15 protein-coding genes are annotated in these 25284 nt (G+C 51.0%); 13 read left to right on the top strand and 2 right to left on the bottom strand.

The genetic code is table 11. The features are described 5' to 3' along the window. The first annotated feature begins 1 nt into the window (after nt 1). Nucleotides 2-1702, top strand: a complete 1701-nt coding sequence (locus RBH92_RS04915) for a hydrogenase maturation protein (protein WP_307933519.1) — start codon at nt 2-4, stop codon at nt 1700-1702. 68 nt (nt 1703-1770) lie between these two features. Here RBH92_RS04915 and RBH92_RS04910 read toward each other — a convergent pair whose 3' ends face one another. Together RBH92_RS04910 and RBH92_RS04905 are read right to left on the bottom strand one after the other, a co-directional pair. Next, on the bottom strand, nt 1771-2220 hold the full coding sequence (locus RBH92_RS04910; RefSeq protein ID WP_307933518.1) for a hypothetical protein: 450 nt from the start codon (nt 2218-2220) through the stop codon (nt 1771-1773). A gap of 216 nt (nt 2221-2436) precedes the next feature. Continuing rightward, nucleotides 2437-2979, bottom strand: coding sequence for an FxDxF family PEP-CTERM protein (locus RBH92_RS04905; RefSeq protein WP_307933517.1), 543 nt, complete (start codon nt 2977-2979; stop codon nt 2437-2439). Nucleotides 2980-3232: 253 nt separating this feature from the next. Here RBH92_RS04905 and RBH92_RS04900 point away from each other — a divergent pair, with 253 nt between their 5' ends. The 12 genes from RBH92_RS04900 (at nt 3233) to RBH92_RS04845 (ending at nt 25275) form a co-directional block, all read left to right on the top strand. Beyond that, on the top strand, nt 3233-4468 hold the full coding sequence (locus RBH92_RS04900; protein WP_307933516.1) for a TraB/GumN family protein: 1236 nt from the start codon (nt 3233-3235) through the stop codon (nt 4466-4468). A 6-nt stretch (nt 4469-4474) separates the two neighbouring features. Beyond that, nucleotides 4475-6331, top strand: a complete 1857-nt coding sequence (locus tag RBH92_RS04895; RefSeq protein ID WP_307933515.1) for an ABC transporter ATP-binding protein — start codon at nt 4475-4477, stop codon at nt 6329-6331. A gap of 411 nt (nt 6332-6742) precedes the next feature. Continuing rightward, nucleotides 6743-8626, top strand: coding sequence for a TonB-dependent receptor plug domain-containing protein (locus tag RBH92_RS04890; protein WP_307933514.1), 1884 nt, complete (start codon nt 6743-6745; stop codon nt 8624-8626). Further along, nucleotides 8563-10641, top strand: a complete 2079-nt coding sequence (locus RBH92_RS04885; protein WP_307933513.1) for a TonB-dependent receptor plug domain-containing protein — start codon at nt 8563-8565, stop codon at nt 10639-10641. Before RBH92_RS04890 ends, RBH92_RS04885 begins: the two co-directional genes overlap by 64 nt. Nucleotides 10642-10652: 11 nt before the next feature. Next, complete coding sequence (locus RBH92_RS04880) at nt 10653-11309, top strand: YfiR family protein (RefSeq protein WP_307933512.1); 657 nt, start codon at nt 10653-10655, stop codon at nt 11307-11309. Continuing rightward, nucleotides 11309-14071 (top strand): response regulator, encoded by a 2763-nt coding sequence (locus tag RBH92_RS04875; RefSeq protein WP_307933511.1) that lies wholly within the window; start codon nt 11309-11311, stop codon nt 14069-14071. Before RBH92_RS04880 ends, RBH92_RS04875 begins: the two co-directional genes overlap by 1 nt. After that, nucleotides 14068-16188, top strand: coding sequence for a putative bifunctional diguanylate cyclase/phosphodiesterase (locus RBH92_RS04870; RefSeq protein WP_307933510.1), 2121 nt, complete (start codon nt 14068-14070; stop codon nt 16186-16188). Before RBH92_RS04875 ends, RBH92_RS04870 begins: the two co-directional genes overlap by 4 nt. Beyond that, nucleotides 16175-18118, top strand: coding sequence for a diguanylate cyclase (locus RBH92_RS04865; protein WP_307933509.1), 1944 nt, complete (start codon nt 16175-16177; stop codon nt 18116-18118). The genes RBH92_RS04870 and RBH92_RS04865 overlap by 14 nt, the downstream gene beginning before the upstream one ends. A 225-nt stretch (nt 18119-18343) precedes the next feature. After that, complete coding sequence (locus RBH92_RS04860; protein ID WP_307933508.1) at nt 18344-20347, top strand: TOL_0244 family TonB-dependent receptor; 2004 nt, start codon at nt 18344-18346, stop codon at nt 20345-20347. A gap of 2 nt (nt 20348-20349) precedes the next feature. Then, nucleotides 20350-22467 carry a TOL_0244 family TonB-dependent receptor gene (locus RBH92_RS04855; RefSeq protein WP_307933507.1) on the top strand — a complete coding sequence of 706 codons (2118 nt, stop codon included), beginning with the start codon at nt 20350-20352 and terminating at the stop codon, nt 22465-22467. Further along, complete coding sequence (locus RBH92_RS04850) at nt 22467-23054, top strand: YfiR family protein (protein ID WP_307933506.1); 588 nt, start codon at nt 22467-22469, stop codon at nt 23052-23054. The genes RBH92_RS04855 and RBH92_RS04850 overlap by 1 nt, the downstream gene beginning before the upstream one ends. Nucleotides 23055-23214: 160 nt before the next feature. Further along, complete coding sequence (locus tag RBH92_RS04845; RefSeq protein WP_307933505.1) at nt 23215-25275, top strand: TOL_0244 family TonB-dependent receptor; 2061 nt, start codon at nt 23215-23217, stop codon at nt 25273-25275. Nucleotides 25276-25284 lie beyond the last annotated feature (9 nt).

The following is a 25284-nucleotide window of genomic DNA, read 5'->3' as shown; positions in this document are numbered from 1 at the left end:
TTTGAAAATTTTAATCCTGACGCACAGTTTTAACTGCCTGACACAGCGGCTTTTTGTGGAATTGCAGCGTTGCGGATACGAACTGTCGGTCGAATTCGATATCAACGATGCCGTTACTTTCGAAGCTGTCGAACTATTCAACCCCGATTTGATCCTTGCCCCCTTCCTTAAACGCCGCATTCCGGAAAACATCTGGCGCACCCGCGCTTGCTTTATCGTACATCCTGGAATCACCGGCGACCGGGGCCCCTCCGCGCTCGACTGGGCAATCATGAAGGGTGTGCCGGAATGGGGCGTCACCGTCCTGCAGGCAAACGCGGAAATGGACGCCGGCGATATCTGGGCCAGTGAAGTCTTTCCCATGCGGTTAGCCCCGAAAAGCAGCATATACCGGCATGAAATCGTTGAAGCCGCAACGCGTGCCGTCTTAACCGCAATCACACGCTTCGAATCCCGGACTTACCGGCCCATGCCGCTGGATTACACACGATCGGATGTGCATGGCAATTTGCATGCCCCAATGCGGCAAATCGACCGCTGTATCGACTGGCAACAGGACAACACCCTCGTCATATTAAGAAAAATTCATGCTGCCGATGGCTCTCCCGGTGTCCTGGATTCGTTGTTCGGAAAACCCTATTATCTTTATGATGCGCATCATGAGAAGAAACTTAGCGGAAAACCTGGGGCCATCATTGCCAAACGGGATTCCGCCATTTGCCGCACAACGATCGATGGTGCGGTTTGGATCGGTCATGTAAAACAGCGGCAAAACAACGAATCGACGCTTAAACTGGCCGCCTCCAGCGCATTGCAACATCACTTAACCGAGGTTCCGGAAATCCCCTTAGACCCCATTGCCGGTACAGCCGCTGATACCTATCAGGAGATCTGGTTTGAAAAAAAGCATCAGGTGGGTTATCTGCATTTCGCTTTCTACAACGGCGCGATGGATTCCGGACAGTGCGAACGACTACGAGAGGCTTATCTAAAGGTCGCTTCCAGCGACATTCGTGTCATCGTACTGATGGGCGGCGCGGACTTCTGGAGCAATGGCATACACTTGAATCACATCGAGCATGCCGATAGTCCCGCCGATGAATCCTGGCGCAACATCAACGCCATGAACGATCTGGTGCATGCCATCATCACCACGGAGCGGCAATTCACAATCGCCGCTCTACAGGGCAATGCCGGTGCAGGCGGTGTGTTTTTATCGCTTGCCGCTGACTATATTTATGCCAACGCCCGTGTCATTTTGAATCCGCATTATAAGAGTATGGGGAACTTGTACGGCTCGGAATATTGGACTTATCTTTTACCGCGAAGAGTGGGTAGCGCTCGCGCGTACGCGCTGACACAAAACCGGTTACCAATCGGCGCTGCGGAAGCGCGAGACATGGGATTGATCGATGATTGTTTTGCTTTGAGTCCGGAAGATTTCAGAACAAAAATTGTCACTATTGCTGAAATGCTTGCCGCCGCCCCGGATTTTCCATCCCGCTTGCAGCAAAAGATTCAGCGGCGCCAGCAAGAAGAACATCAAAAACCGTTGCATAGCTACCGCAATGAAGAGCTTCAGCGGATGCAGCTTAATTTCTATGGTTTTGATCCGAGTTACCATGTAGCGCGTTACCATTTTGTGCACAAAATTCCTTACGGTTGGACACCCCGCTATCTTGCCCGGCATCGCCGCCATTAACCACTAACCACTTACAGCCCTGCCTGCCTTTCCGGCAACACAATCAAACCCGGCGCGTCCGTCACACTTTACCGCTGTTCTGCAACGGTTGCTGGTCTGCCCGTTTCAACCATATCGGGATCGAATTCCGGCGGTTTTTCTGCGGGAGGAATCACACCCGGACATTGCTTCATGATCGCCCATTGTTGAATCGCATCGTATTCACTTTTTAGCTGCAGATACTCCGCTTCTTGCTCTTTGGTACCGCCCAGCGCAAACAACGCCGCCCACGACAGCGACAAGTCCGCTCCCAGAATCCATTTGTTATTGGCAGGCGTGGTATCACTCGGTTTTCCAATTAATTCACTGACTCTGTTCTGAATACGCTCGGTTTCCCTCAGCAACTCGTCGCAGTTGTAGGTTTGGAATTGAGATGGCGAAACAAAAGATGCAGAATTACTCTCCGGTGAAGTAACACAACCCGGCAGCAACAATAGAATTGCAATCACAAATACTAACGAAGTAACGGGCCTATACATAACTTCCACTTCCTTTTTAGTTTTATTCAAATCACCATCGGATTCCATTAAAACCCTACAGTACAACCGATACCCTGATGACATCCGCCCAAGAAACAAACAAGCAATAATAACATTGTACTCTTAGAAACAATCCAAAAGAAGTTGGCTATCAACAAGCCATAAAAAAACCACTGAGCGTTATTCTCAGTGGTTTTAGGGTAGATACGAACTGGATTAAACTACGCGACGCCGCAAAGAAAAGCCGATTAAACCAAAACCGGCCAATAACATCGCATACATCTCAGGTTCCGGAACGGGCGTCACTGAAGAAGACAGCAAATAACTGCCGCCCAGCAAACCATCGATACTGCCCGTCACTTGATAATAATAATCCCCGGGGCCAGCGGTAAAAGTCTGATTGACTGATGTTGAGTCAAAAGCCAGCGATGTAACCAGGCTATCACCGGGATCCGATCCGCCATAATCAGCGTCGCCATCGCTTGACCACAACTGCACCAAACCGCCCGTGATATCAAAAACTGGCGGCGCATCGTTGGAAACACTCGACCAGAGGCCGTTAACCGCTGTTGCCACGCTGAATGTATAGATATGGTCGATCGGGGTGGCACCTGAAGTAATCAGCGCAAAAAATCCCATTTCCGCAGGATCATGATCGCCCCAATTCGCCATTACAACCGGCGCTGCATTGGCAACACTACCTGCCATTAAGGCTAAAGCAATAGCCGTTGTTTTTAATTTAAAACCGCATTTCAACATTTTAAAACCTCCAAAGATATATAAAATGCTGCTTATAGCGTTTATTGGTATTCTTGAATAAGCAAACAAGTTACGAACAACGTAGAATGAAAACTACACATTAACAATCTGACGGGCCCGCTCGAAATAATATATATAATTACGTATCTTGTAAAATGTTTTTTTGCTGGAGGAAACATCTTTTCTTACGATATTTCCCTTTTATGCCAAAGCTTGGCAATTTCGAGTCTTTTAATTTTTAACCAGAAAAACAATGACAACAACCAATACAGCAACCGTAATTGACTCGCCAGCAAATCCGGCTGAGCCGATCAAAACGATTCAACTCCACGATTGCAAAATCACCTTGCTGGGCACCGCGCATGTTTCAAAAGCCAGCGCCGATAAAGTTCAGGAATTAATTGCTACCGGGCAGTATGATGCGGTCGCGGTTGAACTATGCCCAAGCCGGCACAAAGCCATCGTCAATCCTGATGCCATGGCCAAAATGGATTTATTCCAAGTCATCAAAAAAGGCCAGGCCAGCATGGTAGCCGCCAGTCTCGCACTGGGTGCGTTCCAGCAACGCATGGCGGAACAGTTCGGTATCGAACCGGGCGCCGAAATGCGCGTGGCGATCAAAGATGCGCAAACGGCCCATTTGCCGGTGCTGCTGATCGATCGTGAAATTGGCACGACCATGAAACGGATTTACCGTAATGTGCCTTGGTGGCGGCGCATGAATTTGTTTGCAGGTTTAATCGCCAGTGTCATCAGCAAGGAAAAATTCAGCGAAGCGGAAATTGAAAAACTGAAAGAAGGCGATGTATTGGAAAGCTCTTTCTCGCAATTTGCCGAAAACGAACAAGACCTGTTTCAGCCGCTTATCAGCGAGCGGGATGAATACATGTCCGCCCGTCTCATCAAAGAATCCCGGGAAAATAACTACCGGCATATCCTGGCGATTGTCGGTGCCGGACATCTAAACGGCATGGCGCGGCAGCTTGAAACGCTTGCAATCGCCAATCCGCACGAGCGAATCGCCCAGCTTGACACAATCCCGCCGGCATCCCGGTGGTTCAAGCTGATTCCGTGGCTCATCGTTGCATTAATCCTGACGGGATTTGTGCTTGGCTTCATGCGCAGTCCGGAACTGGGAACCGCCATGGTGCTCGATTGGATTTTGATCAATGGCGGGCTGTCGGCGCTTGGCGCAGCCATGGCATTTGCGCATCCGCTGTCTATTCTGACAGCCTTCCTGGCGGCACCGTTGACATCGCTGAATCCAACCATCGGGGCCGGCATGGTCGTAGCCGCCGCCGAAACCTACCTGCGCAAACCGCAAGTCGGCGACTTTAACCGGCTCCGGTCGGACACCACCACACTAAAAGGCTGGTGGCACAACCGGGTGACGCGCATTCTGTTAATTTTCATTCTTTCCACACTCGGTTCCGCGATTGGCACCTACGTCGCCGGATTTAGAATATTTGAGCAACTCAGCACAGGTTAGCCAATAATGTTCGGCTTTTTCGAACGCTTGATCGATCCTTATCCGCCGGAACATCCGGCGGAACCGCCGCGAGGACTCTACCAGTTCTGCCGTCACTACCTCCGCGGCATCGAACCGCACCTGGCGGTATTGGCGCTTTTGACCACTTTATTGGCGATCAGCGAAGCCATGCTCTATAGCGTCGTCGGTCAAATGGTCGATTGGCTGGCGGAAAAGAAAATCGATGCTTTCTTCGAAACTGAATGGCCCACTATACTGACCATGTCGGTTTTCATTCTAATCTGGATTCCGTTGCTGGTATTGCTGCACGCCTTAACCATCAACCAGATGCTGATGGGGAATTTCCCGATGCGGATCCGCTGGTTGTCGCATCGCTACCTGCTCAGCCAAAGCTACGCCTTCTTTCAACATGAATTCAGCGGCCGGATTGCTACTAAAGTCATGCAAACCGCATTGGCGGTGCGCGAAACGGTATTGAAACTGCTCGACGTGATGCTGTTCGTCACCATCTATCTGACCACCACGATGTTCCTGATCATCAACGCCGATCCGTTGCTGTGCTTGCCTTTACTGGTTTGGTTGATACTCTACATCGTCATTTTGTCGTATTTCGTACCCCGCCTGAAACGCATCTCGACACTCCAGGCCGATGCGCGCGCATTAATGACCGGCCGCATCGTCGACAGCTATACCAATATCCTGACATTGAAACTGTTTTCCCGCAGCCAGCGGGAATCGGCTTACGTGCAAGCCGGCATGGAAGAGTTCATGTCGACCGTATATCCGCAAATGCGGCTGGCAACCGGGTTGAATTTCTCGGTGTGGACCATCAACATGCTGATGGTATTCGCTACCGGCGCGCTGGGTCTGTTCATCTGGATGCAAGGCGAGATCAGTCCGGGCGCGATTGCGATTGTCATGAGTCTGGCAATTCGATTGACCGGCATGTCGCATTGGATCATGTGGGAAGTCAACATGTTGTTTGAAAATATGGGAACCGTGCAAGACGGCATCAATACCATTTCCAACCCCCAGCTTGTCACCGATGCCGCCGATGCTCAGGAAATAACCGTACCGCAAGGCGCCATCGAATTTCACCAGGTATCGTTTTCCTATCATTCGGAACATCGCGACCCGCTTCACATTTTCGAAAACCTCAACTTGCATATCGCCGCTGGCGAGAAAGTCGGCATTGTCGGCCGCTCCGGCGCCGGCAAATCGACCCTGGTCGGTTTGCTGCTGCGCTTTTACGACGTGCAGCAAGGAAAAATCACTATCGACGGACAAGATATCCGCACCGTAACGCAAGATAGCTTGCGAGCCAATATTGCGGTAGTGACGCAAGATACTTCGCTGCTGCACCGTTCCATTCGCGACAACATTTTGTTCGGCAGACCGGACGCCAGCGAAGCGCAAATGATTGCCGCCGCCAAACAGGCGCATGCGCATGAATTCATTTTAAAATTACGCGATATCAAAGGCCGTGCCGGCTATGATGCGTATGCCGGCGAGCGCGGCGTTACCCTCTCCGGCGGACAGCGGCAACGCATTGCAATCGCACGGGTGCTGCTGAAAAACGCCCCGATCCTGGTGCTGGATGAGGCCACTTCGGCGCTTGATTCCGAAGTCGAGTCCAGCATTCAACAAAACTTGTATCAACTGATGGAAGGTAAAACCGTCATCGCCATCGCCCACCGGCTTTCAACCATCGCCGCGATGGACCGGCTGATCGTATTCGACAAAGGCCGTATTGTCGAACAAGGCAGCCACGCCAAACTCATCGCCAACAATCAGCTTTACGCACAACTGTGGAACCATCAGTCCGGCGGTTTCCTGGGATTGCTCGAAAACGAGCAATCTTGATTTCACACTATCCGGCTTCAGCCAATCGCGCGTGAATGATCCGCTGCGAAGGTATTTAACGATCAGCATCGCAACCGCTATCCTGATCGACAAACCCGAGAAAACATCAACAACCGGAAAATAATCGGTTGCAAATTCCTACACAGTCACAAAAAAATGCCACAGCATTCTTGTCGAGTTAAACATTAAAATCATTCTGTAAATTAGAGTAATTAATACGCTATTTTTTTCATCTTTGCGTAACAGCCCGGTATGATTAAATGCAGCATTAAAAAATTTAATCTGCTAATCGTGTTCAGTGCATCGAAATACCAGCTGTTCAATTATTTTTCTTTTGTAGGAAAATACCTAACTATTTGCCTAGTTGCGTTACAAGCGCCAGCGGTTTCATTCGCAACAAATCTGGAACAAATGAGCTTGGAACAATTGATGAATGTCAGTATCGTCGGTGCATCAAAATACGAGCAGAAACAACAGCAGGTGGCTGCCGCCGTGAGTGTCATCACCCGCAAGGATATCCGTACCTACGGCTGGCGTACATTGGGCGAGGCGCTGGCCAGCCTGCCCGGCATTCACACCACGTATGATTATCAGTACGAATACCTGGGCACGCGCGGTTTAGGCCTGCCGGGCGATTTCAATTCCCGCATTTTAATTACCATCAACGGCAATCGCATCAACGACGCCACTTACGACCAAGGGCCAACCGGCCGTGACTTCCCGCTCGACATCGACTTGATCGAGCGCATCGAATTCATTCCCGGCCCGGGCAGCGCGGTTTACGGCCAAAATGCCATGCTCGGCGTGGTCAATATCATTACCCGTAAAGGCTCCGATATAAACGGCGCCGAAGTATCGGCTTCTTACCAAACGGCGGAGGTGATGCCGCAAGAACGTGTCACGCTCGGGAAAAAATTCGATAACGGTATCGACGCGTTGATTTCGTTTTCCGGAGTGCAAGCGCGTGGAGCAAACCGCTTTTTTGAATTCGGTGACTCGGGGATTGCCGGTGTAGCGCGTCACATGGATGGAGAAAACGTCAAGCAAATGTTCGCTCAAGCGTCGTATGGACCGTTATCGTTCGATTTTGTCTATGGCAACCGGCGCAAGGAAGACCCGACCGGCATGTTCTTTTCCGATCCGCTGACAGCCGGTCAATTCCAGCGCGACCGGCGGTTAAATACGCAAATTCAATACAACGATAATTTCGCCAATAACACGCTGAATGTTTTGAGCCGGCTGTTCTTAGGCCAATACCGCTACGATAACCCGATGTTTTACAGCGGTGAAAGAACTTTATCGACCGGCCCGAGCGACTGGCATGGCGCTGAATTGCGGTTCTTATCGACAGCCATTGCAAATCATAAGCTGATGCTGGGCATGGAATACCAAAATAACACCGGCATTAAACAAACTTATCAAAATTTCGACAACCCGGACGAGAATGTTTTCGTGCGCAGCCCTGTCGTGCGGATGGGGGTTTATATCCAGGATGAATGGCGCATCACCGATACGTTGTCCGCAACCGCCGGATTACGCTATGACTACAACAAATGGATCGACAGCCGGTTGAGTCCGCGCGGCGCGTTGATCTGGCAAGCAACACCCAAAACCACATTGAAAGCACTGTACGGCCGCGCTTTCCGCTCACCGAACGCGTATGAGCGCGATTATTCCGATGGTGTATCGCAAGTCACCAATCCGGGATTGCACGGAGAAATGATCGATACCGCCGAAGCGGTAGCCGATTATTTGGTGCAACCTTCCATGAATGTGCGCGCCGCTTTCTACGCTTGGGATATTTCTAATTTAATTACCCTGGGAATCGACCCGCTTAGCGGCCTTTCGCAATACCAGCAGAGTCCAAAAGATGTATTGGCCAGAGGCGGCGAACTGTCGCTCGACAAAACTTGGGATTGGGGCGGCAGGTTGCGCGCCAGTTACGGCGTTCAAAGCACCGAACAGCAAAACTCGCATTTGGTTAACTCGCCGTATCATTTGGGCAAGATCAATGTCTCCATCCCGATACCGCTGATTACCGGCTTGCGGGCCGGTTACGAATTGCAATATTACAGCAAGCGCAAAACGCTGGACGGCTCGAGTACCGACAGCTATGTGCTTTCCAATCTGAATCTGGTCACCGATGTGCCTCAAATAAAAGGATTGGAAGCATCGTTGAGTGTCTATAACTTGTTCAATGAAAACTATTTGCATCCCGCTGCGGATACCAATTGGCAAAATGCCTTCTGGCAACCGGGACGCACCGTGCGCTTCCGGCTGGATTACCGTTTCTAAAGAATATGGGCCGGTCCAATTACGGTAATCACTCCAGAACAATCAGTACACTATTTCGCTTGAAAAGTATCGTGGCCGGCTTGCTCATCATTCAAACGTTACCGGCTGCAGCCGCTTCGAATCTGGAACAGTTGAGTCTGGAACAATTAATGAATATCAGCATCACCGGTGCTTCAAAATACGAGCAGAAACAACAGCAGGTGGCTGCTGCCGTGAGTGTCATCACCCGCAAGGATATCCGTACTTACGGCTGGCGCACATTGGGCGAGGCGCTGGCCAGCCTGCCCGGCATTCACACCACGTATGATTATCAGTACGAATACTTAGGCACACGCGGCTTAGGCCTGCCAGGCGATTTCAACTCACGCGTCCTGATCACCATTAACGGCAATCGCATCAACGACGCCACTTACGACCAGGGTCCGACCGGACGTGACTTTCCGCTCGATATCGACTTGATCGAGCGCATCGAATTCATCCCCGGCCCCGGCAGTGCGGCTTACGGCCAAAATGCCATGCTCGGCGTGGTTAACATCGTCACTCGCAAAGGTTCCAGTGTCAACGGCGCGGAAGTCTCGGCATCGTACCAAACTTCTGAGATCATGCCGCAAGAGCGCATTACGCTCGGTAAACAATTTTCCAACGGTACCGATGCTTTGGTCTCATTCTCAGCGTTACAAGCTCGAGGTAACAATCAGTTTTTCGAGTTTGGCGATTCCGGCATATCCGGTATCGCCCGCGGCATGAACGGTGAAGACGTCAAGCAATTTTTTGCCCACGTCGTACATGGCCCGTTTGCATTTGATTTCGCTTACGGCAACCGGCATAAGGAAAGCCCGGTCGCCGGATTTCTGACCGATCCGCTGGCGGGCGGCGCAGCAGTCAACGACCGGCGTATCAATACACAAATCCAATATAACGAGCACTTTGCCAACCAAACTTTGAATGTGCTGGGACGGCTGTTCCTCGGTAATTATGACTATCACCAGCCGGGCTATTATGCCGGCGAGAAAACCGTATCGACCGGCCCGAGCGATTGGCATGGCGCCGAATTGCGTCTGCTCTCGTCCGCTGCTACCGATCACAAACTGATGCTGGGATTTGAATACCAGAACAACACCAGTATCCGGCAAACGTTCAAGAATTTCGCCAATCCCACTGAGAACTTATCAATTCACAGCGATGTGGTGCGTTTTGGCGTCTACGCGCAGGATGAATGGCGCATCAGCGATACGCTGTCAGCAACTGCGGGATTGCGTTATGACCACAACACTTGGATCGGCAGCCGGTTGAGTCCGCGCGGCGCGTTGATCTGGCAAGCAAACCCTCAAATCACTCTGAAGGCGCTTTACGGCCGCGCCCATCGCTCGCCCAATTCGTACGAACGCGATTTTGCCGATGGCGTGACCCAAGTCACCAACCCGGGACTTCATAGCGAATCGATCGACACGCTGGAACTGGTTACCGATTATCAACCCCGCTCGGATCTTAATGTACGCGCCGTTGGCTATGCTTGGGATATGAACAATCTGATCACGCTCGGGATCGATCCGCTGAGCGGGTTATCGCAATACCAGCAAACGCGCCAAAAAGTACTGGCCAGAGGCATGGAATTATCGTTCGACAAAACCTGGCTTTGGGGCGCGCGGATGCGCGGCAGTTACGGTTTCCAAGATCTCTCGCAACAGCACTCGCACCTAATCAACTCACCGTATCATCTCGGTAAATTGAATTTCTCAGTACCGATACCACTGATCGCCGGTCTGAGAGCAGGATTCGAGTTGCAATACTACAGCAAGCGTAAAACGCTCGAAGGCGTCAATACCGACAGCTATGTGCTATCCAATCTGAACTTAGTCACCGATGTGCCGCGCATCAAGGGATTGGAAGCCTCATTGAGTGTTTACAATCTGTTCGACGAACGCTATCTGCATCCGGCTGCTGACACTAATTGGCAGAACGCTTTCTGGCAACCGGAACGCACCGTTCGTTTCCGCTTGGATTACCGTTTCTAGGTGCAGCCGATATGACGATTTTACGAAATCATCGCTTTATCAACCGGCTGATTGCGCTATCCCAAGGAACCCGCAATGTACTGGCTAATAAACAATGGAAAGGCGTTATTTTCACAAACAGCCGGCACCTGACAAGACGGTTGCTGGCTAGCTGTTTAACGATAATAGCGGTTTTCTGCTTGCTGACAAGCTATCAGCCTTATGCGCACGCCGAAGAGCAACCATCGGAGTACCGTTTAAAAGTAGCTTTTCTCTACAATTTTGCCGCATATACGACGTGGCCGAACCCGCCGGATCGGGATTTAGCGCTTTGTATTCATGGCGAAGATCCGTTTGGCGCAAACTTGCAGCACCTGCAGGGTAAAAAAATCAACGAACATGATATATTGATAAAACACACGAGAAATATCATGGATCTCTCTGATTGCCATATCGTTTTTATCACCCATTCCGTCATAAATGCGGTTGACGGCATCATCAAACATTTAGAAGGAATGCCGATACTAACCATTGCAGACAGTCCTGGGGTTGCCCGCCAGGGCGTAGTGCTCAATATGGCCATCAAAGAAGGCAAGGTTACCTTTGAAGCCAATATCGCCATGGCAAAAAGAAATGGCCTGAATCTCAGTTCACAATTATTACGTTTCGCCAGTGAGGTATATCGATAATGAAGCATCCAACAATTGCTGCTATGACTTTGCGCGCCAAATTGCAGCAAATCAGCTATGCCACGCAAGGCACTGCGATGCTGCTGGTCGCGGCTTTAGTTATTATCAGCAGCTTTTTTATCAGTTATTTGTCATTGCTCGAGACCAGCCGTTCCACTGCGAAATTGCTGGCTGAGAATGCGGTCGCGACGCTGATGTTCCAGGACACCAATACCGCCAAAACGTTATTGCATTCGCTCAACAACACCCCCGAAGTTCAGGCCGCTGCCATTTACAATGCTGAAAAAAAACAATTCGTGCAATATTCGATTGAGAATAAACCGCTTCCTGAAACCTTGATGTCGTTGACCGAGAGCATTGCAACCAGCATCAGTCACTTAACGATCAATCAGCCTATCTATTTCAGCGATCAGTTGCTGGGCAGTCTCTATTTGGAAATAGCACTGTCCCCGCTATATTGGCAAATTCTTTGGTACATCATTGTTACCAGCGCGGCTGCGGCTCTGGCGTTATTCATCGCTAACTTAAGGCTGCAGCGGTTGAATCGTTCGGTGTTGGATCCGCTCAACGAACTCTCCAGCGTGATGGGGCATGTCACCACCAAAGCGGACTATTCCACGCGGTTGCAGCCCGGTGCCATCGTGGAGTTGAACACCTTATCGAACGGCTTTAACAATATGCTGGAAGTGATTCAGGAACGAGACGCGCAACTTGAGATGCATCTCGATCACCTGGAAGATGAAGTCGCCAAAAGAACCGAAGAGCTGGTGTTCGCCAAAGAATCGGCAGAAGCCGCGAGTAAAGCGAAAAGCGAGTTCCTGGCAACCATGAGCCACGAAATCCGCACGCCGATGAACGGTATTCTGGGAATGACTGAATTGTTACTAGGCACGGCCCTGGACAAGGATCAGCGCCGCTTTGCGGAAACCGTTCAAGGTTCCGGTCAACACTTGTTAAGCATCATTAACGACATTCTCGATTTTTCCAAGATCGAATCTGATCATATGGAGCTGGAAATCATCGATTTCGATCTGGTCCAAATGATCGAAGATACCCTCGTGATGTTCGCACAACCGGCTGATAAAAAAGGATTGGAATTAGCCGCGCAATTCACCCCGCCAAATACCGCTTTCATGGTACGGGGAGATTCTTTCCGGTTGCGTCAGGTCATTGCAAATCTGATCAATAACGCTATCAAATTTACTTCCGAAGGAGAAGTGGTCATTCGCACGACACTGACCGGCGAATCCGAATCCCTGGCCAATGTCAGCATTTGCGTGGAAGACACAGGAATTGGCATTCCTCCCGAATATCACGAAAAGATCTTCCAGCACTTTTCCCAAGCGGACGGCTCCACTACCCGCCAATACGGTGGAACCGGACTTGGTTTGACGATCTGCAAACGCTTGCTGGAATTGATGGGAGGAAACATACGGGTCGAGAGCACACCGGGCCGGGGTTCCAAGTTCTGGATTCACCTGCGGTTGGAAAAATCGAAGCTGGCGCATAGCGCTGCACCGAATATGGCCGATTTCCTCGGCCTCAAGGTGTTGGTAGTTGATGACAATCAAACAAACCGGGAAATTCTCAAAATCCAGCTGCAAAACTGGCATATCAATACCGCGTGCGCCGATGGCGCCGATCAAGCATTGCGATTGATGACCGGAGCAATGGAAAAAAACGAGCCTTTCCAGTTAGTGATTCTCGACATGCACATGCCGAAAATGGATGGATTGGAGCTGGCGAAAGAAATTCATTCGCACCCCGGGCTGCGCCAAACCCGCATGATGATGCTGACTTCCACTCACAGCGACGCGACCCAGCTTGAAAGAGAAAGTATCGGGATACTGCGCTGCGTCAACAAGCCAATCCGTCAGAAAGAGTTATTCGATATTATCCGCGATGTCATGAGCCGTAATCTGGACAACACCACCGGGCAATCCGTTCCGGTACGGACGGCTCCGGTTTCTGACACGCCCCGCATCAACGGAACCGCATTGGTCGCGGAAGATAATCCGGTTAACCAGGAGGTTGCCAAAGCGATGTTAGCGAAGCTTGGCATGACCGCGACCATTGCTAACGACGGCAAAGAAGCTTTTGATCTTGTTGAGAGAAATCAGTACGATATCATTTTCATGGACTGTCAAATGCCGGTCATGGATGGTTTGGAAGCCACCTCGATCATTCGCAAGCAATTTGCCAACATTCCCATTATCGCGCTAACCGCCAATGCGACAGAAGATGATCGCATCAGTTGCTTAAATGCCGGCATGAACGATTTCCTCTCAAAACCTTATTCCATTGAGCAGTTACAACAAAAAATCACTCAATGGTTAACAAAAGATGAAAGTGTCGCCTTTAATGCTGTAAAATCTGAAAATGTTGAAATAGAACAGGAAACTAACGCCATGCCTGCACTCAACCCAACACGCCTTAATCAGATTCGCGAGCTCGATCCATCGGGCGGCGATAGCTTATTGCATAAAATTCTGCAAGCTTACCTGGAATCGGCGGAAAGTAATGTCCGCCAGCTTGCGCAAGCGATTGTCAACGACGATGCGGAAAGCCTGCGGCAATCCGCGCATGCATTAAAATCCAGTTCGGGCAATGTCGGCGCGGATGATTTATCCGCAATCTTCAAGCAAATGGAAGCGAATGCCAAAGCCGGAGAACTCGCTCATGCCAAAGCGCTTCTGCAAAACATGCAGTTGGAATACCAAAGCGTTACTAACGAAATCAAGCTAATACTCAATCAATCGTGACAATAGAATCTTTTAGAATCTTACTGGCCGATGACGATGCCACGGTCAGATTACTGATGCACGCCGCCTTGTTAAAAGCTGGATTTCAAGTAACACTGGCTTGCGATGGCGAGGAAGCGGTACGGCTGTTTGAAGCAGCACCGGCGGACATGGTCATGCTGGATGTCGAAATGCCCGGCATGGATGGTTATCAGGTCTGCTCGTACTTGCGGACAAAAATCGGCAATGAACTGCCGATCATGATGGTAACGGGCATGGATGATATGCAATCGATCGATCGCGCATTCGAGGCCGGCGCGACGGATTTCATCGCCAAACCCATCAACTGGAATTTGATCGCTTATCGAATTTTATATTTGCGGCGCGGTTATTTGAACATGCTTGCGCTCAAAGCTGCAAACGCGCGCAACAAGGCGATTTTTAGCGCAATTCCCGACACCATGTTCATCTTGAACGGGAAAGCTGAAGTAATCGATATTTGCAGCTATTCCGACAGCACCCCATGGCTAAAGGCAAACGCAGAAAACGCATTAACTCAGTCGTTGCCGGGAGATATCGCGAAACTCTATCTGGAAGCGGCTGACCGGGCGCGCCATCAAGGTACTGTCGAGTCTTTCGAATATCCGCTGACGCTGGCCAACAAAAAAACCCGGTATTATGAAAATCGCGTTGCCGTCATCGATGCTCAGGAAACGCTTTGTCTGGTCCGCGATATTACCGAGCGTAAGGACTCCGAAAGCAAAATTTTTCATCTGGCCTATTTTGACAACCTGACGGGATTGCCCAATCGTCAATCCTTTATGGAACGGCTTGAAAGTGAAATCAAACGCGCCAAGTATACCGGCAATAAATTAGCAGTCCTTTTCCTGGATCTGGATGGATTCAAAAGTATCAACGACACCATGGGGCATACCACCGGCGATACGGTCCTGCAATCGACGGCTGAACGGCTGCAAAGCAGCACACGCCCATCCGATTTCGTATCACGAAATAACTTGGAACGTTCGGAAGTAAAACTGGCGCGGCTTGGCGGCGATGAGTTCACCGTTGTCATTCCAAACCTTCATCGCGCGGAAGATGCGCTGATACTGGCGCATCGAATCCGTGAAGCGATGCGCCGGCCCTTTCATCTCGAAAGCCGCGATGTGGTTCTAACTGCAAGTATCGGCATCGCGCTGTTCCCGGATGACGGCGACAACGCCGAAACTTTGCTGAAACATGCCGATACCGCGATGTATCATGCCAAAAGCGAAGGCCGCGATAATTGCCAGTTTTACAATATCGCGTTAACGCTGCAAGCGGAGAAACGCATGCATCTCGAAAACGATCTGCGTGATGCGTTAGAAAAACAAGAATTTTTCCTGGTCTATCAACCGCAGTTCGACATCGCGGCAGAAAGTTTCCAGTCGGTCGAAGCGCTGATCCGCTGGAACCATCCGAAGCAAGGATCGATTTCGCCGCTGGATTTTATTCCGCTAGCCGAAGAAAACGGCTTAATCATTCCGATCGGCGAATGGGTGCTGCGTACAGCGTGTCAAGATGCTGCGCGCTGGCATCAGCAAGGTCATTGCCTGGAAGTGGCGGTCAATCTGTCGCCGCTGCAAATCAAGAATCCCGGTTTGGTCAGATCGGTACTGGATATTCTGGCGGAAACAAACTTCCCGCCGGAAAAATTAGTCCTCGAAATTACCGAGGGTGCGCTCATGGAACATAATGAAAACACCTTAAGTACCCTGCAAGCATTGCGTAACCACAATATCCAAATTGCGCTGGACGATTTCGGCACGGGATACTCCTCGATGAATTATTTAAAACGCTTGCCCATCAACAACTTGAAAGTTGATCAAAGCTTTATCCACGGCCTCCTGGACGATGACGACAACCTTGCCATCGTCCGCGCCATCATTTCATTATCCAAGAATCTTGGCTTTACGGTCACTGCCGAAGGCATTGAAACACTGGAACAGGCGCAAGTCTTGAAGCATTTCGGCTGCGAGACCCTGCAGGGTTTCTATTTCAGCAAGCCGATCGGAAAAAATGAAATCCTTGCCGCCAGCAACAAACGCTGGTCGATCCAACCGATGAAGCCCAGTGGAATAACCCATGAAGATCGCTGACATCAATCAATTAAAAATCAGCAATTTATTGCCAAGCCCCAAAGGAGTGGCGCTGGCGCTGACCGAAGCGTGCCGGCGGGAAGATGTCGCGATAACCGAAATTACCAAGCTCATCCAAACCGATCCGGTATTGTCCGGCCGCCTGATCCAAAAAGCGAATGCCACCAACCAGCGCACCCGCGCCATTTCCTCTGTCGCGGAAGCGGTTCCGCATGTGGGTTTAAACGTCGTCAAACAACTGGCAATGGGATTTTCCCTGATCGATCAATTTCAAGGCGGCCCCTGCAAAGGTTTCAATTATCAGGAATTCTGGTCGCATTCGCTGTTGATGGCGATCGCCATGCAGGAATTAGGCAAAGTGATCCGCGTTTCCGCGCCGGATGAATTGTTTGCCTGCGGTCTGATGGCACGCATCGGTTGTCTGGCATTAGCCACGATCTATCCCGAGCAATACACCGAGCTCCTGAAACAGCAAACACCGGAGCTCCCGGTCGTGCAATTGGAACAACAGCAATTGCAAACCGACCACAACCAGATTACCGCAGCAATGTTGATCAACTTCGGTTTTCCGAAGATTTTTGTGGAATCCGTCTATTATCATGAGAATCCGGTTGAATCGGAATTTTCCGAAGGCTCGCGTCCCTATCAGATTGTGCATTTGCTGAACCTGGCCAAACGGATTGCCGATTTCGGACTGGTCGAAGAAGCGGAACGCAGCAAACGCATACCGGAACTCATGCTGTTTGGTGGAAAGATCGGTTTGGATACTGAACCGTTCGGCACCTTTATCGATCTGATCATGAAGGAATGGCATGCTTGGCGAGTAATCCTGAAGCTGCCCGCGGGAGAATTACCGCCGCCTTTCTGCAAAATGATGAACGCCGCAGCGCCGCGACCGGAAAATGCCAGCAATGCTTCTTCCTTGCGTGTGCTCTTGGTGGAAGATGATCCTTCCAGTCAAATCCTGATCAAAGAATTGCTGACTAACATACTTGGCCATACGGTATTCTCAGCATCTAATGGTCAACAGGCATTATCGTTGTCAATGGAAACCCTTCCGCATATTGTCATCACCGATTGGCTAATGCCGGTCATGAATGGCCTTGAATTGACCAAAGCCTTGCGCGCCACCGAATGGGGCCAGAACTTATACATCATCATGCTGACCAGCGTCGAGGACGAAGAAGAAGTCATCAAGGCTTTTGATGCCGGCGTCGACGATTACATCACCAAGCCGATCAATATCCGCGCGTTCCGCGCCAGATTGCGGGCAGCCTGGCACTACCGGCAATTGCAGGAATCCTGGGAACGCGATCGCGAGCAGCTTAAGCGCTTTGCCGCGGAACTGGCGGTGACCAACCGCAAGCTGGAACACTACGCGTTGACCGACATGCTGACAGAACTGCCGAACCGCCGCTCCGGCATGGAAACGCTGGCGGAAACCTGGAGCATTGCCAACCGCACCGGACAATTGATGGCGATCATGCTGATCGATATCGATCATTTTAAAGGCATCAATGACAACTACGGCCACGCCATCGGCGACAAAGTGCTGATCGCCGTATCGGCCATCATCCGCAAAACCGCCCGTAAAGGCGATACTTTCTGCCGCTTGGGCGGCGAAGAGTTTTTAGTCGTGTGCCAGCCGGGAAATACCGATGCGAAATCCGCCGTTTTATTTGCTGAAAGGCTGCGCCAGCATATCCATAGCCAGCAGATCACGGTTGAAAATTTTAATATCCAAATTTCCGTCAGTATCGGCGTTGCTTTAAAAGAGCCGGGAATGCACAGTGAAGATCACCTGGTCAACGCTGCCGACAAAGCGTTATATGCCGCCAAGAACGCCGGGAGAGACAGAGTCTTCCTGTCGTTGAACAACAAGCTCATCGCGGCTCCCGCAGCTCACAACAAACCACCGGCAACGCCGTGACCGCAATCAAATCCGTTGATAAGCGCGGCTGAATCCGCTGTTATTGCTGTTTTCAGGAACTTACTGACACAGTATGATGGCGAGTTCTTACAGCAATCATCATGGGTCTTAAACAGCCGGTTCACCAAAGGTCATACTGAAAAGTCAGCATCTGTTCTTGCAATGCTCTATTTAATAAAACTTTTTAACAAGAGATTGTTGATAAGCGCGACCTTGGCATGCGCCTTGAACAATTTTGCAGCAGCCGAAGGATTGGCACTCAGCGGGAAAAAGTCCGCTGATAATCAGTTACTGGATCTCAGCATCGAAGAACTGATGAATATCCAAGTCACTTCCGCTTCGCGCCGGTCGCAAAAACTTTCGGAAGTTCCTTCCGCCATTTTCGTCATTACTCAGGACGATATCCGCCGCTCCGGCGCAACCAGTATTCCCGAAGCATTGCGCATGGCACCCGGTGTCGAAGTGGCGCGCATCGGTACCGATAAATGGGCGATCAGCATCCGCGGTTTCAATGGACGCTTCGCCAACAAACTGCAGGTTATGATGGATGGCCGCAGTGTCTACAACCCGCTGTTCGCCGGCGTGCAGTGGGAACAGCAGGACACGATGATGGAGGATATCGAACGCATCGAGGTGATCCGCGGGCCGAATGCGGCGGTATGGGGCGCCAATGCGGTTAATGGTGTGATCAATATCATCACCAAGAAAGCCGCCGACACACAAGGCGTTTTACTTTCAGCGGGCGGCGGCAGTTTCGAACACGGCTTTGCCGGTGCGCGTTACGGCGGAAAAATCAATGAAGAAACGCCTTTCCGCATTTACGCCAAAGGATTTACACGGGATCATACCCATTCCTTGACAGGAGAAAATATTAACGATCAGTGGCATTCTGCCCGCGGCGGATTCCGCATCGATCATCACCGCGGTATCGACCAGTTTACCTTGCAGGGCGATATTTTTTACAATTCGTACGGCGACCGGCTCGATAAATCCGCCCTCAGCGCACCGATTATCCGGATTGAATCGGCGAGAGGACACGATGAAGGCGGGAACCTGCGCTTGCGCTGGGATCGAACCTATTCCGAAAAATCGGCCATCATGCTGCAAACTTACTATGACCGGGTCGATTACCGGGCATTAACCGGCTCAATATACAGAGCTGAAAGCTTTGACATTGACTTTCAACATCGTTTTCCCTTGCATGAAAAACATGACCTGACATGGGGCGCGAATTATCGTCTCTACCGCAATAAAGAATTCGATACGGAATTGGTCTTATTCAGTCCGCGCGCGCAAATCAATCACATGGCCAGCGTATTCATCCGCGATGAAATCACGTTACTGCCGGAACGTTTGCGGCTTAACCTGGGTTCACGCTTTGATCACAACGATTTTACCGGCATGGAAATTCAGCCTAACGCACGCCTGATGTGGACGCCGGATGATCAAAACTCGATCTGGATGGCGGTTTCACGTGCGGTACGCATCCCTTCCCGGGCGGAAAATGACATTCAACTCAACACCCGGACGTTAAATGCCATTCCCGGCTCCCCGGCGCTGCTCCCATTTCCGGTCTTGGCCCAATTAATGGGTTCATCAAACTTCAAGTCCGAGAAATTAATCGCTTACGAAATGGGATACCGGCATCAATTCTCGCCGCAAGCCTCTATCGATATTTCAGGATTCTATAACGATTACAGTCAATTACGTGATCTATCCATAGGATCTCCGTTATTTCACACGAGCTTTCCGCCCCATCTGATATTACCGATCGGGCTGACCAACAAAGCTTCGGGTCAGACTTACGGGGTGGAAACGTCGATCGAATGGAGACCTAACGAGAAATGGCGCCTGCAAGGCAACTACAGCTATCTGAATATGAACATTCATTCCGACTCGGCGCTGAAGCAAATCGATCCGACCACCGGCAGCGCGGACAAAGTCAGCCCGCACCATCAAGTTTCGCTTCGCTCCAACTATGACTTCTCGGAAAAACTGCAACTCAATCTGTGGCTGCGTTATGTCAGCCGGGTGGATTTTTACCGGATTCCCGGCTATGTCACGATGGACGCCAAAATCGCGCATAAGCCGCTCAAAAATGTCGAGCTATTTATTGTTGGTCAGAATCTGGCCAGCCAGAATCACAGGGAATTCGCCGCCGACTTTCTCCCTTCATTACCGACAACCTTGCCACGCGGTGTTTATGCCGGCGTGGAATTGCGTTTTTAACGATGAATAGCGCGCTGACAAAACATCAACTGACTGAAATGTCATCCGGATTTACACGCCGGAAGCGCCAACTTGTGCGCAAGTGGCTGCTGCAATTGGCTATGCTCGGTTTCCTGGGATGTTTCGCCAAAACGGTAACAGCCAATAACAAACAAGGCGGCGACCCGTTCTTGAATTTAAGCATCGAAGAACTGATGAACGTCAAAGTCACGACGGTATCGCGGCGCTCGCAGAAACTTTCGGAAGTCCCTGCCGCCGTCTTCGTCATCACCCAGGAGGATATCCGCCGTTCGGGCGCGACCAGTATCCCCGAAGCATTGCGCATGGCGCCCGGCGTCGAAGTCGCGCGCATCGGCACCGATAAATGGGCGATCAGCATCCGCGGTTTCAACGGCCGTTTTGCCGACAAGCTGCAAGTGCTGATGGATGGCCGCAGTGTCTATAATCCGTTGTTCGCCGGCGTGCAATGGGAACAGCAGGACACAATGATGGAGGATATCGAACGTATCGAAGTGATACGCGGGCCAAATGCTTCCGTCTGGGGCGCCAACGCCGTCAACGGCGTGATCAATATCATCACCAAGAAAGCCGCCGACACGCAAGGCGTGCTATTTTCGTCGGGCGGCGGCAGTTTCGAACACGGCTTCGCCGGAGCGCGTTACGGCGGAAAAATCAATGAGGATACGCATTACCGGTTTTATGCCAAAGGGTTTACCCGTGACAATATGCAAACTACCACGGGAGAAAGCGCCAACGATCAATGGCATTCGGCCAGAGGCGGATTCCGCATCGATCATTCGCGCGGTATCGATCAATTCACGCTTCAAGGCGATATTTTCCATAACGCCTTCGGCGACCGCTTGAATAAAACGCAGTTGAGCGCCCCGGTGATTCAGGCGGATTCCGCCAGAGGCCACAACGAAGGCGGGAATATCCGTTTCCGCTGGGATCGCACCCTGTCCGAGCGATCGTCGATCATGCTGCAAAGCTATTACGACCGTGTCGATTACCGGCTGCTGACCAGTTCTCTGTTTAGAGCAGAAAGCTTCGATATCGATTTCCAGCATCGCTTTCCGTTGTTCGAACGGCACGATCTGACTTGGGGTGCCAATTACCGCCTGTATCACAACAAAGTGTTCGATAACGAACTGATCTCTTTCAGCCCGCGCCAGCAAACCAATCACATGGTGAGCACTTTCATCCGCGACGACATCACGCTGATCCCGGATCATTTAAAACTGACGCTGGGCTCCCGTTTCGATCACAACGATTTCACCGGGTGGGAGATTCAACCGAATGCGCGCGCGATGTTTACGCCGGATGAAAAAAATTCATTGTGGCTGGCCGTTTCCCGTGCGGTTCGCATTCCTTCACGCGCGGAAAACGACATCCTCTTTAATGCCAGAACGCTAGGCGCCAGGGATATACCCGGCTTGTCGGGTTTGCTGCCATTCCCGGTATTGACGCAGTTAACCGGCGGCACCGGTTTCAATGCTGAAAAATTGCTCGCTTATGAAATCGGCTACCGGCATCAATTTTCGCCGCACGCATCGGTTGATATCGCTGCTTTCTATAACGATTACAGTCAGTTGCGGGACTTATCGCCGAACCTTCAACGACTATCGTTTCAATCAAGCTTTCCGCAGCATTTGATTCTGCCAATTCTACTGACCAACAAAGGCTCCGGACACACGCACGGGGTCGAAGCATCGGCCGACTGGCGGGTTAACGAAAAATGGCGGCTGCAGAGTAATTACAGTTTTATCAAGATGCATATCCATTCCGATTCAATATTGCGGCAATTCGATCCAACCACCGGCAGCGCCGATTCTGTCAGCCCGCAGCATCAAATTTCGGCGCGTTCGAATTACGATTTCTCCGACCGGCTGCAACTGAATCTGTGGTTACGCTATGTCAGCAGCGTGGATTTCTATCACCTGCCCGGCTATACCACCATGGATGCAAAAGCGGTGTATCGGCCCAGAAAAAACATCGAACTTTTCGTAGCCGGGCAAAACCTGTTCAGCCAAAATCACCGGGAATTTGTTTCCGACTTTATTCCTTCGTTTCCCGCTTATATCCCGCGCGGGATTTACGGAGGGGCGCAGTTGCGTTTTTAATGACCATGAACATGCGCAAATTGGCCCAACAAATCACGCTTCTGATTACTTCGAGCAACCGGAGTATGCGCCGCTGGCTGCTGGCTGCTTTGCTCATCATGGCTCAACCGTTTACAGCGTCAATAGCCCATGCCGGAGAAACGCTTGAGTATCAGGTCAAGGCGGCTTTCATTTATAACTTTATCGCGTTCACGCAATGGCCCGGAAGCGCTGAACCCGCAATCAACCTTTGCCTGTATGGTGAGGACTATTTCGGTGATGAAATCGATAAGCTGCAAAACAAGACAGTCGGCACGCGCCAAATCAAGGTCGTTCGCACCAATAATATCGATCGATTACAACAGTGCCACGCCATCTTTTTCTCCAAATCGGCCAATAACGACTTGGCGAACCTGGTCAACAGCCTGGAAAGTTATCCGATTCTGACGCTTGCCGATACCCCCAATGCGATTTCGCGGGGCATCATTATCAATATGAATCTAGTCAACGAAAAAATCGTGTTTGAAATCAATTTGGCAGCCGCCCGGAAATCGGGATTGGATATCAGTTCCAAGTTACTGCAACTAGCAACCAAAGTCCATCAATAAAACAGCTATTCAGCTCCCTGCCCCGATGGTTCGCTCCGTTCGGTACAATTTATTGCAATTGAAATTGAATAAAAGGATTTTTTTGCTCTAACTCAAGGCATTGCATTTCTGAATCGTGAATTACCATAACAAGACTAATCGATATCGCTCACTTTTACCTATGATACCAGTGGACAATCTGGCCATCCTGATAAGCCCCGGATTATGGATTCTCGTATTGCTATGGAGCTTTTCCAATTCAATTCATGCCGACAATAAACCGCGCGGCAAAAAGGATACCGACCAGCTATTGGCGCTCAGCATCGAAGAATTGATGCAAGTCGAAGTAACATCGGTATCCAGGCGCGCGCAAAAACTATCGGAAACGCCTTCGGCTATTTTTGTCATCACTCAGGATGACATCCGCCGTTCCGGCGCAACCAGCATCCCCGAAGCGTTACGAATGGCCCCGGGCGTCGATGTCGCACGCGTCGGCACCGACAAATGGTCGATCAGCATCCGCGGTTTCAACGGCCGCTTCGCCAACAAGCTGCAAGTCTTGATCGATGGACGCAGTGTCTATACACCGTTATTCTCGGGCGTCATCTGGAGTCAGCAAGACACAATGCTGGAAGACGTAGAGCGGATCGAAGTAATCCGCGGTCCAGGCGCTACTGTCTGGGGTGCCAATGCCGTCAACGGCGTGATTAACATCATCACCAAAAAAGCCGCGGATACTCAGGGTTTGTTATTTTCAGCCGGCGGCGGTAGTTTCGAGCAAGGTTTTGCCGGTGCCCGCTACGGCGGCATGCTCGGCGAGAGCACGCCGTTCCGCGTTTATGCCAAAGCGTTCAACCGCGATCACAGTACCACGCTTGCAAGAACCAGCGCCCATGATGACTGGCAATCGGTCAGAGCCGGTTTTCGTGTCGATCACACCCAAGGCATCGATCAACTGACTTTGCAAGGCGATATATTTGCAAACCGCATCGGCGATAGCTTGATGCAACCGTCGCTGGCGGCGCCTTTTACCCGTCTGGATATCATCGACACCACCGAGAAAGGCGGCAATATCCGCTTACGCTGGGATCGCACTTTTTCCGAGAAATCGTCGATCATGCTGCAAACTTACTACGATCGCGTGCATAACCAGCTGGCGCCGTGGACCCGATACGCTGAAAGTTTCGATGTCGATTTTCAGCATCGTTTACCGCTGTTCCAGCACCACGATGTCACCTGGGGGCTCAATTACCGGCTCTATAACAACAAAGTCACGGAAACGGAACTGACCGCTTTCACTCCGGCACAGCGCACCAATCACAATTTCAGCGCTTTCATCCGTGACGACATCACATTGCGGCCGGAAAAATTAACGTTATCGCTCGGCACCCGGCTCGATCACAACGACTTCACCGGTCTGGAAGTGCAGCCCAACGCGCGTTTGATGTTTACGCCGGATCCGCAGAACTCGATGTGGTTGTCGGTATCGCGCGCGGTACGGATTCCATCACGCGGCGAGAACGATGTCACTATTGCCGGGCGCGTGGTGCCGGGATTGCCCGGCATGCCAGCATTTCCAGTGCCGGTGCTGATGGCGGTGCAAGGCAGTCATCAATACCACGCCGAGAAATTGATCGCTTACGAATTGGGCTACCGGCGCCAGCTAACGGACAAAGCATCCATCGATTTAGCGGGTTTCTTCAATGATTACAGTCAACTGCGGGATTTCCGCTTCGGCCAGATGATCCCCGGCAGCGGCCCGGTACCGTACTTCATCCTGCCGGTATTATTCAGCAACACCACCACCGCGCATTCGTACGGTTTTGAATCCTCGGTTGACTGGCGGCCGCGCGATAACTGGCGCTTGCAAGGCAGCTATTCATTCCTGCACATTCATACCGCTTCGAACCCGGAATTCCGCCAACTGGATTCGTCGACCGCCGGCGCGCATAAGGCCAATCCGAATCATCAGTTGTCGTTGCGATCGCATTACGACTTTTCAGAGAAACTCCAGTTGAATCTGTGGATGCGCTATGTCAGCGGTTTGGCTTTTTTCAATATCCCGGGCTACGTCACGATGGATGCGAAACTGGCTTGGAAACCGGTCAAAAATACCGAATTTTTTGTGGTTGGACAAAACTTGTTCAGCCAGCATCACCGTGAATCACAGTCCGACTTCATCCCTTCCCTGGCCACCTTTGTGCAAAGAGGTGTTTATGCCGGGGTTGAATGGCGCTACTGATAGACAGCG

The sequence above is a fragment of the Nitrosomonas sp. sh817 genome (assembly GCF_030908545.1).
Taxonomy (GTDB): Bacteria; Pseudomonadota; Gammaproteobacteria; order Burkholderiales; family Nitrosomonadaceae; genus Nitrosomonas.
The sequence above is the reverse complement of the archived record's forward strand: the minus strand, read 5'-3'. Positions and strand labels throughout refer to the sequence as shown.

Coding starts and splice junctions, on each gene's coding strand:
- RBH92_RS04910 (WP_307933518.1), bottom strand. CDS start 2,220: ATGTATAGGCCCGTTACTTCGTTAGTATTTGTGATTGCAATTCTATTG.
- RBH92_RS04905 (WP_307933517.1), bottom strand. CDS start 2,979: ATGTTGAAATGCGGTTTTAAATTAAAAACAACGGCTATTGCTTTAGCC.
- RBH92_RS04900 (WP_307933516.1), top strand. CDS start 3,233: ATGACAACAACCAATACAGCAACCGTAATTGACTCGCCAGCAAATCCG.
- RBH92_RS04895 (WP_307933515.1), top strand. CDS start 4,475: ATGTTCGGCTTTTTCGAACGCTTGATCGATCCTTATCCGCCGGAACAT.
- RBH92_RS04890 (WP_307933514.1), top strand. CDS start 6,743: ATGAGCTTGGAACAATTGATGAATGTCAGTATCGTCGGTGCATCAAAA.
- RBH92_RS04880 (WP_307933512.1), top strand. CDS start 10,653: ATGACGATTTTACGAAATCATCGCTTTATCAACCGGCTGATTGCGCTA.
- RBH92_RS04875 (WP_307933511.1), top strand. CDS start 11,309: ATGAAGCATCCAACAATTGCTGCTATGACTTTGCGCGCCAAATTGCAG.
- RBH92_RS04865 (WP_307933509.1), top strand. CDS start 16,175: ATGAAGATCGCTGACATCAATCAATTAAAAATCAGCAATTTATTGCCA.
- RBH92_RS04855 (WP_307933507.1), top strand. CDS start 20,350: ATGAATAGCGCGCTGACAAAACATCAACTGACTGAAATGTCATCCGGA.
- RBH92_RS04850 (WP_307933506.1), top strand. CDS start 22,467: ATGACCATGAACATGCGCAAATTGGCCCAACAAATCACGCTTCTGATT.
- RBH92_RS04845 (WP_307933505.1), top strand. CDS start 23,215: ATGATACCAGTGGACAATCTGGCCATCCTGATAAGCCCCGGATTATGG.